This window comes from Mycobacterium sp. NGS64 (assembly GCF_059812245.1).
Map to the genome: position 1 here is coordinate 1 of NZ_JCALCI010000011.1, position 11,514 is coordinate 11,514.

Annotated in this window: 10 protein-coding genes; all 10 read left to right on the forward strand. The window is 69.4% G+C overall.

Features of this window, described 5'->3' with window-relative positions; translation table 11 throughout:
* A partial coding sequence (locus AC5Y4S_RS26400) for a hypothetical protein (protein ID WP_500035522.1) occupies positions 1 to 1,291 on the forward strand: 1,291 nt, incomplete at its 5' end.
* A 150-nt stretch (positions 1,292 to 1,441) separates the two neighbouring features.
* A complete protein-coding gene (gene argC / locus AC5Y4S_RS26405) occupies positions 1,442 to 2,485 on the forward strand; it encodes an N-acetyl-gamma-glutamyl-phosphate reductase (protein WP_500035523.1) in 1,044 nt (347 codons plus the stop codon).
* Positions 2,482 to 3,696 carry a bifunctional glutamate N-acetyltransferase/amino-acid acetyltransferase ArgJ gene (gene argJ, locus AC5Y4S_RS26410; protein ID WP_500035524.1) on the forward strand — a complete coding sequence of 405 codons (1,215 nt, stop codon included), beginning with the start codon at positions 2,482 to 2,484 and terminating at the stop codon, positions 3,694 to 3,696. Before argC ends, argJ begins: the two co-directional genes overlap by 4 nt.
* Positions 3,693 to 4,580 (forward strand): acetylglutamate kinase, encoded by an 888-nt coding sequence (gene argB / locus AC5Y4S_RS26415; protein ID WP_500035525.1) that lies wholly within the window; start codon positions 3,693 to 3,695, stop codon positions 4,578 to 4,580. The genes argJ and argB overlap by 4 nt, the downstream gene beginning before the upstream one ends.
* 14 nt (positions 4,581 to 4,594) lie before the next feature.
* Complete coding sequence (locus AC5Y4S_RS26420; RefSeq protein WP_500035586.1) at positions 4,595 to 5,767, forward strand: acetylornithine transaminase; 1,173 nt, start codon at positions 4,595 to 4,597, stop codon at positions 5,765 to 5,767.
* Positions 5,764 to 6,690, forward strand: coding sequence for an ornithine carbamoyltransferase (gene argF, locus AC5Y4S_RS26425; protein WP_500035526.1), 927 nt, complete (start codon positions 5,764 to 5,766; stop codon positions 6,688 to 6,690). The genes AC5Y4S_RS26420 and argF overlap by 4 nt, the downstream gene beginning before the upstream one ends.
* Positions 6,687 to 7,181, forward strand: coding sequence for an arginine repressor (locus AC5Y4S_RS26430; RefSeq protein WP_500035587.1), 495 nt, complete (start codon positions 6,687 to 6,689; stop codon positions 7,179 to 7,181). Before argF ends, AC5Y4S_RS26430 begins: the two co-directional genes overlap by 4 nt.
* A gap of 12 nt (positions 7,182 to 7,193) precedes the next feature.
* The gene (locus AC5Y4S_RS26435; RefSeq protein WP_500035527.1) at positions 7,194 to 8,402 is read left to right on the forward strand and encodes an argininosuccinate synthase; all 1,209 of its coding nucleotides are present in this window, start codon (positions 7,194 to 7,196) and stop codon (positions 8,400 to 8,402) included.
* A gap of 88 nt (positions 8,403 to 8,490) precedes the next feature.
* A complete protein-coding gene (gene argH / locus AC5Y4S_RS26440) occupies positions 8,491 to 9,909 on the forward strand; it encodes an argininosuccinate lyase (protein WP_500035528.1) in 1,419 nt (472 codons plus the stop codon).
* Positions 9,910 to 10,392: 483 nt separating this feature from the next.
* Positions 10,393 to 11,454 carry a type III polyketide synthase gene (locus tag AC5Y4S_RS26445; RefSeq protein WP_500035529.1) on the forward strand — a complete coding sequence of 354 codons (1,062 nt, stop codon included), beginning with the start codon at positions 10,393 to 10,395 and terminating at the stop codon, positions 11,452 to 11,454.
* Positions 11,455 to 11,514: the final 60 nt, after the last annotated feature.

Sequence of the window (11,514 nt, forward strand, 5' to 3'; positions counted from 1 at the left end):
GTTGCCGCCGTTCCCGGGGTTGCCGCCGATCACGCTGCCCAATTTGGGGGCGGACATCAGTGCGGCGTTGAATGCGGCGTTGAATTTGACGCTGCCGGGTCTGCCGCCGATCAACTTGTCGCTGCCGGGTCTGCCGAGCTTCACGTTGCCGCCGTTCCCGGGGTTGCCGGCGATTACGCTGCCCAACCTGGGGGCCGACATCAACGCCGCGTTGAACGCGGTGTTGTCGGGGGCGTTGACGTTGCCGCCGATCAACCTGACGCTGCCTGGCCTGCCCAGCTTCACGCTGCCGCCGTTCCCGGGGTTGCCGCCGATTACGCTGCCCAACCTGGGTGCGGACATCAGCGCGGCGCTCAACGCGGCGTTGAATTTGACGCTGCCGGGTCTGCCGCCGATCAACTTGTCGCTGCCGGGGTTGCCCAGCTTCACGTTGCCGCCGTTCCCGGGGTTGCCGGCGATCACGCTGCCCAACCTGGGTGCGGACATCAACGCCGCACTGAACGCGGTGTTGTCCGGGGCGCTGACGCTACCGCCTTTCACCTTCCCGGCCTTGCCTCCGTTCACGCTGCCTAACCTGGGTGCGCTGGGTGTGGGCTTGAGCGCGGCGCTGAACGGGATCGGTGGTTCGATCAGCGCGTCGCTGAATGGGTTGGGTGCGTCGCTGAACGCGATGTTGTCGGGAAGCCTGAACCTGGGCACCAACCTCAGCGCGTTTATCCAGACCGGTGAGACGCTGGCGGCGAACTTCGCCAGCAACATCGGAGCGGGCCTGAACGCGGCGATCCAGACCGGCGAGAGCCTGGCCGCCAACTTCGCTGCCGCGTTGTCGACGCTGTCCCTTCCCAACCTGGGGCTAACCATCAATGCGGCGCTGTCGGCTAACCTCGGTGCCGCGCTGAACGGCCTGGTGCAGGCGACTGGAGCCCTGACAGGCGGCCTCGCCGGCGGCCTCGGGGGCCTGGTCCACGCGGGTGAAACCCTGGGCGGGAGCCTGGCGACGGGCTTGTCCGGGTTGGCCGGCACGGGTAACGCGTTGGTGAATATCTGGGAGAACACCGCGGCCCAGGTCGGTGGCGCGCTCTTCGGTGGTTTCGCGGCGACCCTAGGCGTGGGCGCTCCCGGCGTGCTCGGGCTCGCCACCGACCTGGCGGCCGGCCTCTCCGGCGCAGCCTCCACGTTGGAACAGACCGGCGGCTCGCTCGTCGTGTCCGTCAATACCGCCCTGACCGACCTCGAGCTCTCGCTGCAGGCGTTCATCGATGCCAGCTTGGGCATCGGGATCGCCGCATAGCCCGGTGGCGCCCAGGAGAGTCGTGTAGGCCTCGCTCTTCCGAAGCGAAGCGACGCCTTGCCCGACGCGACCTCCTGGGCGCACACCGCCTCCGGGTCGACCGGCGGAATGGATTTGCAAACTGCTGCATAACCATGCAGAATCGTCGAGATGTCCGACGGATTGAGGGTGGCGGTTGCCGGCGCTACCGGCTATGCAGGCGGGGAAATTCTACGGCTCCTGCTCGGGCACCCGGGCTACGCCGACGGCCGCCTCACGATCGGCGCTCTGACCGCGGCGGCAAGCGCCGGAAGCACACTGGGTGAGCATCATCCGCATCTGACTCCGTTGGCCCAGCGCGTGGTCGAGCCGACCGATGAAGGCGTCCTGACAGACCACGACGTGGTGTTCCTGGCCCTGCCACACGGCCATTCGGCCGCCTTGGCCGAACGGCTCGGCCCGGAAACCCTGATCATCGACTGCGGCGCCGACTTCCGCCTCACCGATCCCGCCGCCTGGGAACGGTTCTACGGGACAAGCCACGCCGGCAGCTGGCCGTACGGGCTGCCGGAGCTGGCCGGCGGACGCGAGCGGCTGCGCAGCGCCCGCCGCATCGCGGTTCCCGGCTGCTACCCGACGGCGGCGCTGCTCGCGTTGGCGCCCGCAATGGCCGAGGACCTCATCGAGCCGGCGGTCACGGTCGTCGCCGTCAGCGGCACCTCGGGGGCCGGCCGCGCCGCCAAGACCGACTTGCTCGGCTCGGAGATCATCGGTTCGGCGCGCGCCTACAACATCGCCGGGGCGCACCGGCACACCCCCGAAATCGCCCAGGGACTACGGGCCCTCACCGATCGCGACGTCACCGTGTCGTTCACCCCGGTGTTGATCCCGACTTCCCGTGGCATCCTCGCCACCTGCACCGCGCGCACCCGAGCGCCGCTGTCGCAGCTACGGGCCGCCTATGAAAAGGCTTACGACGCAGAGCCGTTCATCTACCTGATGCCCGACGGGCAGCTGCCCCGGACCGGGGCGGTGATCGGCAGCAACGCGACCCACATCGCCGTCGCGGTGGACGAGGCCGCGGAGACGTTCGTGGCGATCGCAGCGATCGACAACCTGGTCAAGGGCACCGGCGGCGCCGCGGTGCAGTCGATGAACCTGGCGCTGGGTTGGCCTGAGACCGAAGGCCTTTCGGTGGTTGGGGTGGCGCCATGACGGAACTTGCCGCCACCGCGCGGTTGCTGCGGGAACAGGGTGTCACCGCCCCGGCCGGGTTCCGGGCGGCCGGCATCGCCGCCGGGATCAAGGCATCCGGGGCTCGCGACCTCGCGCTGGTCTTGAACGAGGGGCCCGACTATGCGGCCGCCGGAGTCGTCACCCGGAACAAGGTCAAGGCCGCGCCGGTGTTGTGGACCCAGCAGGTGCTGACCACCGGACAGTTGCGGGCGGTGATCCTCAACTCCGGTGGCGCGAATGCCTGCACCGGTCCCGGCGGCTTCCAGGACACCCACGCCACGGCGGAGGCGGTCGCGGCGGCGCTGTCGGACTGGGGCACCGAGACCGGCGCGATCGAGGTGGGCGTCTGTTCCACCGGGCTGATTGGCGACCGGCTGCCGATGGACAAGGTGCTCGCGGGGGTGCGCGAGATCGTGCGCGAGATGGCCGGCGGGCTGACCGGCGGCGAGGACGCCGCCCAGGCCATCATGACCACCGACACCGTGCCCAAACAGGTTGCGCTGCACCATCCCAACAATTGGACGGTCGGCGGGATGGCCAAGGGCGCGGGCATGCTGGCCCCGTCGCTGGCCACCATGCTGTGCGTGCTCACCACCGATGCGGCTGTCGCCCCGGAGGAACTCGACCGCGCGCTGCGTCACGCCAGCGCCCGCACCTTCGACCGGCTCGACATCGACGGCTGCTGCTCGACCAACGACACCGTGTTGCTGCTGGCCTCGGGAGCCAGCGAGGTCAGCCCCTCCCAGGCCGACCTCGACGAGGCGGTGCTGCGGGTCTGCGACGACCTGTGCGCGCAACTGCAGGCCGACGCCGAGGGCGTCACCAAACGCGTCACCGTCACCGTGACCGGTGCCGCCTCCGAGGACGACGCGCTGACGGCGGCGCGGGCGATCGCCCGCGACAGCCTGGTCAAGACGGCGGTATTCGGGTCCGACCCGAACTGGGGCCGGGTTCTCGCGGCCGTCGGCATGGCGCCGGTCACCCTCGAACCGGACCGGATCAGGGTGTCCTTCAACGGTTTTGCCGTGTGCGTCGACGGCGTAGGCGCGCCCGGCGCGCGCGAGGTCGACCTTTCCGGTGCCGACATCGACATCACCGTGGACCTCCGGGTCGGGGACGGGCGGGCCGCCGTCCGGACGACGGACCTCTCGCACGCGTACGTCGAAGAGAATTCGGCCTACAGCTCATGAGCCTCCGCGTCGAAGAATTGCCCACTCAGATCAAAGCGCAGGTGCTCGCCGAAGCCCTGCCCTGGCTCAAGCAGTTGCACGGCAAGATCGTCGTCATCAAGTACGGCGGCAACGCCATGACCGACGACGCGCTGCGCCACGCCTTCGCGGCCGACATGGCGTTCCTGCGCAACTGCGGCATCCACCCCGTCGTCGTGCACGGCGGCGGACCCCAAATCAGCGCCATGCTGCGCCGCCTCGGCATCGAAGGCGACTTCAAGGGCGGCTTCCGGGTCACCACCCCCGAAGTGCTCGACGTGGCGCGGATGGTGTTGTTCGGGCAGGTGGGCCGCGAACTGGTGAACCTGATCAACGCGCACGGACCGTACGCCGTCGGCATCACCGGCGAGGACGCGCAACTTTTCACCGCGGTGCGGCGCAGCGTCACGGTCGACGGCGTGGCCACCGACATCGGGCTGGTGGGCGACGTCGAGCTGGTCAACACCGCCGCGGTGCTGGATCTGATTGCGGCACGCCGCATTCCGGTGGTCTCGACGCTGGCGCCCGACGCCGAGGGCGTCGTCCACAACATCAACGCCGACACCGCTGCGGCGGCGCTGGCCGAAGCCCTGGGAGCCGAAAAGCTGTTGATGCTCACCGATGTCGAAGGCCTGTACACCAGCTGGCCGGACCGCGAGTCGTTGGTCAGCGAAATCGACACCGTCGCGCTGGCGCGACTGTTGCCCACGCTGGAGACCGGCATGATCCCCAAGGTCGAGGCGTGCCTGCGGGCCGTCACCGGGGGTGTGCCCAGCGCGCACGTCATCGACGGCCGGGTCGAACACTGCGTGCTGGTCGAGCTCTTCACCGATGCGGGCACCGGCACCAAGGTGGTGGCCTCGTGAGTAACAGCGACGCGATGCGGCAGCGGTGGGACGCCGTGATGATGCACAACTACGGCACCCCGCCGGTCGCGCTCGCCAGCGGAGACGGCGCCCTCGTCACCGACGTGGACGGCAAGACCTACGTGGACCTGCTCGGCGGCATCGCGGTCAACGTCCTCGGTCATCGCCACCCGGCCGTCATCGAGGCCGTCACGCACCAGATGGCCACGCTGGGGCACACCTCCAACCTCTATGCCACCGAGCCGGGCATCGCGCTGGCCGAGGAGCTGGTTGCCCTGCTCGGCGCCGACGCGCCGGCGCGGGTGTTCTTCTGCAACTCCGGCACCGAGGCCAATGAAGTGGCCTTCAAGATGTCGCGGCTCACGGGTCGCACGAAAGTGGTTGCCGCGCAAGAGGCGTTCCACGGCCGCACGATGGGATCCCTGGCGCTGACGGGCCAGCCGAGCAAGCAGGCGCCGTTCGAACCGCTGCCCGGTTACGTCACCCACGTGCCGTACGGCGACACCGACGCACTGGCCGCCGCGGTCGGCGACGACACCGCCGCGGTGTTCCTCGAACCGATCATGGGGGAGAGCGGCGTCGTCGTCCCGCCCGAGGGCTACCTGGCCGCCGCGCGGGACATCACGGCACGCCACGGCGCCCTGCTGATCCTCGACGAGGTACAGACCGGGATGGGCCGCACCGGAGCATTTTTCGCCCACCAGCACGACGGCATCACCCCCGACGTGGTGACCATGGCCAAGGGGCTCGGCGGCGGGCTTCCCATCGGAGCGTGCCTGGCCGTCGGGCCGGCCGCCGAGCTGCTCACCCCCGGCCTGCACGGCAGCACATTCGGCGGCAACCCGATCTGCACCGCGGCCGCGCTGGCGGTGCTGCGGGTGATCGCCACGGAGGATCTGGTCCGGCACGCCGAGGTGCTGGGCAAGTCCGTGCGCGACGGCATCGAACGGCTCGGGCACCCGCTGATCGACCACGTGCGCGGCCGCGGATTGCTCTGGGGCATCGTCCTTTCGGCCGCGGCGGCCAAGGCGACCGAGGCCGCGGCGCGGGACGCCGGATTCCTGGTCAACGCGGCCGCCCCCGACGTCATCCGGCTGGCCCCACCGCTGATCATCGCCGAGGACCAGATCGACGGCTTCATCGCCGCTTTGCCCGCTATCCTCGATACCGCCAAGGCGGCAACGTGATTCGGCACTTCCTGCGCGACGACGACCTGTCACCCGCCGAACAGGCCGAGGTGCTCGACCTGGCGGCCGAACTGAAGAAGGACCCGTTCGCCCGCCGGCCGCTCGACGGGCCGCGCGGGGTCGCGGTCATTTTCGACAAGAACTCGACCCGCACCCGGTTCTCGTTCGAGGTGGGCATCGCGCAGCTCGGCGGGCACGCCGTCGTCGTCGACGCCCGCAGCACCCAAATGGGCCGCGACGAGACGCTGGGTGACACCGCACAGGTGCTGTCCCGCTACGTCGACGCCATCGTCTGGCGGACGTTCGGGCAGGACCGGCTCGAGGCGATGGCCGCGTCCGCGTCGGTGCCCGTGGTGAATGCGCTCTCCGACGACTTCCACCCGTGTCAGGTGCTGGCCGACCTGCAGACCATCGCCGAACGCAAGGGATCGCTAAAGGGCTTGCGGCTGACGTACTTCGGCGACGGCGCCAACAACATGGCGCACTCGCTGATCCTCGGCGGGGTCACCGCCGGCATCCACGTCACCGTCGCCGCCCCCGACGGCTTCGCGCCCGACCCGGCTTTAGTGGCCGCGGCCGGGCGACGCGCCGAGGCCACCGGCGCGTCGGTCACGGTCACCGCCGACCCCGACGCGGCGGCCAAGGGCGCCGACGTCGTCGTCACCGACACCTGGACGTCGATGGGGCAGGAGAACGACGGGCTGGACCGGGTGGGGCCGTTTCGGCCGTTTCAACTCAACGCGCGGCTCGTCGGGTTGGCCGACCCGGAAGCCGTTGTGCTGCACTGCCTTCCGGCCCACCGTGGCGAGGAGATCACCGACGAGGTGATGGACGGCCCGGCCAGCGCGGTGTGGGACGAGGCGGAAAACCGCCTGCACGCCCAGAAGGCGCTGCTGGTGTGGCTGCTGGAGCAATCACGATGACCCGCTCGAAGTCCAGCCCCGAGACCACCCGCGCCGGCCGGCAGGCCCGCATCGTCGCAATCCTGTCGTCGGAGCCGATCAGCAGCCAAAGCGAACTGGCGGCCCGGCTGGCCGGCGAGGGCATCGAGGTCACCCAGGCCACGCTGTCGCGCGATCTCGAGGAGCTGGGCGCGGTCAAGCTGCGCGGCGCCGACGGCGGCGTCGGCGTCTACATCGTTCCCGAGGACGGCAGCCCGGTGCGGGGGGTGGCCGGCGGCACCGACCGGATGTCGCGCCTGCTCGGCGAGCTGCTGGTGTCGACCGACGCGAGCGGTAACCTCGCGGTGCTGCGCACCCCACCGGGCGCGGCGCACTATCTGGCCAGTGCGATCGACCGCGCGGCCTTACCGTACGTAGTCGGCACCGTGGCCGGTGATGACACCATCCTGGTGGTTGCGCGCGAACCGATGACGGGCGCGGAACTCGCCGGGATGTTGGAGAACATCAAGTAAGGAGATTGGTCCATGTCACAAGGCGGGTCAGAACGCGTCATCCTGGCGTATTCCGGCGGGCTGGACACCTCGGTGGCGATCAGCTGGATCGGCAAGGAGACCGGCCGCGAGGTGGTCGCGGTCGCGATCGACCTCGGCCAGGGCGGCGAGGACATGGAAGTGGTCCGCCAGCGGGCCCTGGACTGCGGCGCGGTCGAGGCCGTCGTCGTGGACGCCCGCGACGAGTTCGCCGAGGGCTACTGCCTGCCGACGGTGCTCAACAACGCGCTGTACATGGACCGCTACCCGCTGGTGTCGGCGATCAGCCGGCCGCTGATCGTCAAGCACCTGGTCGCGGCGGCCCGTGAGCACGGCGGCACCATCGTCGCGCACGGCTGCACCGGCAAGGGCAACGACCAGGTCCGGTTCGAGGTCGGATTCGGTTCACTGGCACCGGATTTGGAGGTGTTGGCGCCGGTCCGCGACTACGCCTGGACGCGGGAGAAGGCGATCGCGTTCGCCGAGGAGAACGCGATCCCGATCAACGTCACCAAGCGCTCGCCGTTCTCGATCGACCAGAACGTGTGGGGCCGCGCCGTGGAAACCGGTTTCCTGGAACACCTTTGGAACGCGCCCACCAAGGATGTCTACTCCTACACCGAGGACCCGACGCTGAACTGGAGCACGCCCGACGAGGTGATCGTCGGGTTCGAGCGCGGGGTGCCGGTGTCCATCGATGGCAAACGGGTGTCGATGCTGCAGGCCATCGAGGAACTCAATCGGCGCGCCGGCAGCCAGGGCGTCGGGCGCCTCGACGTCGTCGAGGACCGGCTGGTGGGGATCAAGAGCCGCGAGATCTACGAGGCGCCAGGCGCGATGGTGCTGATCACCGCGCACACCGAACTCGAACACGTCACGCTGGAACGCGAACTGGGCCGGTTCAAGCGCCACACCGACCAGCGCTGGGCCGAGCTGGTGTACGACGGGCTCTGGTACTCGCCGCTGAAGGACGCGCTGGAGAGCTTCGTCGCCAAGACACAGGAGCACGTGACCGGCGAGGTGCGAATGGTGTTGCACGGCGGCCACATTGCGGTCAACGGCCGGCGCAGCTCGGAGTCGCTGTACGACTTCAACCTGGCCACCTACGACGAGGGCGACAGCTTCGACCAGTCGGCCGCTAAGGGCTTCGTCTACGTGCACGGGTTGTCGTCGAAGATCGCGTCCCGCCGGGACATGCAGTGACTTTGCCCGACCGCGACTGTGAATTCTGCGACGCGACACGCCGTCGAAGCGTCGTGAGATTCACACTCGCGGGTGAAGTGGGGAGTCGGTGAGCACTCGCGAAGGGTCGCTTTGGGGCGGCCGGTTCGCCGACGGGCCGTCGGACGCGCTGGCGGCGCTGAGCAAGTCCACGCACTTCGACTGGGTGCTGGCGCCTTACGACATCGTCGCCTCTCGGGCGCACACGGTGATCCTGTTCCGGGCGGGGCTCCTCGATGAGGAGCAGCGCGACGGGTTGCTGGCCGGCCTGGACAGCCTCGCCGAGGACGTGGCCGACGGCAGCTTCACCCCGTTGGTGACCGACGAGGACGTGCACGCCGCCCTGGAGCGCGGGCTGATCGACCGGGTCGGGGCCGACCTCGGCGGCCGGTTGCGCGCCGGGCGGTCGCGAAACGACCAGGTGGCCACGCTCTTTCGGATGTGGCTGCGGGACGCGGCCCAGCGGGTCGCCGATGGGGCGCTCGAGGTCGTCGCCGCACTGGCCGCCCAGGCTGCCGCCCACCCGGACGCGATCATGCCCGGCAAGACCCACCTGCAGTCCGCCCAGCCGATCCTGCTGGCCCACCACCTGCTCGCGCACGCGCAGCCGTTGCTGCGCGACGTGGACCGGATCGTCGACTTCGACCGTCGCGCGGCGATCTCCCCGTACGGCTCGGGCGCGCTGGCCGGGTCGTCGCTGGGCCTGGACCCGGACGCGATCGCCGCGGAGCTGGGCTTCGCCGCCGCCGCCGACAACTCCGTCGACGCGACCGCGGCCCGGGATTTCGCCGCCGAGGCCGCGTTCGTCTTCGCCATGATCGGCGTCGACCTGTCCCGGCTGGCCGAGGACATCATCATCTGGAGCTCGACGGAATTCGGCTACGTCACCCTGCACGATTCGTGGTCCACCGGCAGCTCGATCATGCCGCAGAAGAAGAACCCGGACATCGCCGAGCTGGCCCGCGGCAAGGCCGGGCGGCTGATCGGCAACCTCGCGGGCCTGCTGGCGACGCTGAAGGCGCAGCCGCTGGCCTACAACCGCGACCTGCAGGAAGACAAGGAGCCGGTGTTCGACGCGGTGGCGCAGCTGGAGCTGCTGCTGCCGGCGATGGCCGGACTGGTCGCCAGCCTGACGTTCGACGTCGAACGGATGGCCACCCTGGCCCCGGCCGGCTACACCCTGGCCACCGACATCGCGGAGTGGCTCGTTCGCCAGGGCGTTCCGTTCCGGTCCGCGCACGAGGCGGCCGGGGCGGCCGTCCGCACCGCCGAGGGACGGGGCGTGGGGCTCGACGAGCTGAGCGACGACGAACTGGCCGCCATCAGCCCCGAGCTGACGCCGGAGGTCCGCGACGTGCTGACCATCGAGGGGTCGGTGGCCTCGCGGGATTCCAGGGGTGGCACCGCGCCCGACCGGGTCGCCGAACAGCTCGAAGCCGTGCTGGCCAGGTGCGCCGAACTCAAGGACCGCCTGAGCGCCGAGCGTTAGCCGGGAATCGTCGAACGGACGCGGTCCAATTCCGCAGCCGCTGCCGAGGAATTCGGACCATTGAATACAAATGCCATCGGCTTGTTTGCCCGGCAATGGTCGGCTCGCATTGCCGATAAAGCTCTTTCGCGTCGAATGGCAGCGCTGCGTCGTTTTTCCCTTGTGATTTGGTGGGTTTCGGTTGTTGTTTCCGGGGCTACTCATCGCGGCGTCGCCGGGCCACCGGTATATTGACGCGGCGGCAAATTATTCCGACGGGGAATGCGTTGGGACTTTCCGACGCTCGGCCGGCGTTGCCCCTTTGGCCGTGCCGGCGGCGTGGTCGCCCACTTCATGTCGGCTCGTCGCCGACAGCTCCAGCTAACGTCGCAGGTCCGCGGCCCGTTTCTGCCTTACTTATGAAACCCGGCTAAGCTTTCAGCTCGAAAAGCGATCTGGCTGAACCTATCGGCCTAGTTACACGTCTCCAAAAGGGTGGGACCAATGAGCGTCATCGCAGGTGTCTTCGGCGCCCTGCCGCCGCACCGCTATTCGCAGCGGGAACTGACCGAGTTCTTTATCAGCATTCCCGAGTTCGCCGAATACGAGGACCTCGTTCGCCAGCTGCACGCCAGCTCCAAGGTCAACGGCCGCCACCTGGTTATGCCGCTGGAGAAATACCCGACGCTGACCGACTTCAGCGTGGCCAACCGGGTCTTCATCGAGCACGCGGTGGATCTGGGCTGCGAGGCGCTGTCGGGCGCTCTCGAGGAGGCGGGGCTGCAGCCGCAGGACCTCGACGTGCTGATCACCACGACGGTCACCGGGATCGCGGTGCCGTCGCTGGACGCCCGCATCGCCGGGCGGCTCGGCCTGCGTCCCGATGTGCGCCGGGTTCCGCTGTTCGGACTGGGTTGCGTGGCCGGCGCCGCGGGGGTCGCCCGCATGAACGACTACCTGCGGGGTGCGCCGGACGACGTCGCGGCCCTGGTGTCGGTGGAGCTTTGCTCGATGACCTACCCGGGCTATAAGCCGACGGTGGCCGGCCTGGTTGGCAGCGCGCTGTTCGCCGACGGGGCGGGCTCGGTGGTGGCCGTCGGGGAGCGCCGCGCCGAGCAGATCGGTGCCGTCGGTCCCGACATCGTCGACTCCAGCAGTCACCTCTACCCCGACTCGCTACGCACGATGGGTTACGACGTCGGCGCCACCGGGTTCGAGCTGGTCTTGTCGAAGGATGTGGCCGGCGTCGTCGAGCAGTACCTGTACGACGACGTCACCGGGTTCCTCGGAGCGCACGGCCTGACGACGACGGACGTGGGCGCGTGGGTCAGCCATCCCGGCGGTCCCAAGGTCATCGAGGCGATCGTGAAGACCCTGGACCTGCCGCCGGAGGCGCTGGAGCTGACCTGGCGTTCCCTCGGCGAGATCGGCAACCTCTCGTCCGCCTCGGTGCTGCACGTGCTGCGCGACACCCTGGCCAAGCCGCCGCCCAGCGACAGCCCCGGGCTGATGATCGCGATGGGTCCCGGATTCTGTTCTGAGCTCGTGCTCCTGCGCTGGCATTGAGTCCACGAGTGGCGCAACCCCTGGCGCCCGCAGTTGACGAGATCGGCAGACGGCACGAGC

Excerpts from the sequence above, each read along its gene's own strand:
- argC (WP_500035523.1), top strand. The coding sequence starts at position 1,442 with ATGTCCGACGGATTGAGGGTGGCGGTTGCCGGCGCTACCGGCTATGCA.
- argJ (WP_500035524.1), top strand. The coding sequence starts at position 2,482 with ATGACGGAACTTGCCGCCACCGCGCGGTTGCTGCGGGAACAGGGTGTC.
- argB (WP_500035525.1), top strand. The coding sequence starts at position 3,693 with ATGAGCCTCCGCGTCGAAGAATTGCCCACTCAGATCAAAGCGCAGGTG.
- AC5Y4S_RS26420 (WP_500035586.1), top strand. The coding sequence starts at position 4,595 with ATGCGGCAGCGGTGGGACGCCGTGATGATGCACAACTACGGCACCCCG.
- AC5Y4S_RS26430 (WP_500035587.1), top strand. The coding sequence starts at position 6,687 with ATGACCCGCTCGAAGTCCAGCCCCGAGACCACCCGCGCCGGCCGGCAG.
- AC5Y4S_RS26435 (WP_500035527.1), top strand. The coding sequence starts at position 7,194 with ATGTCACAAGGCGGGTCAGAACGCGTCATCCTGGCGTATTCCGGCGGG.
- AC5Y4S_RS26445 (WP_500035529.1), top strand. The coding sequence starts at position 10,393 with ATGAGCGTCATCGCAGGTGTCTTCGGCGCCCTGCCGCCGCACCGCTAT.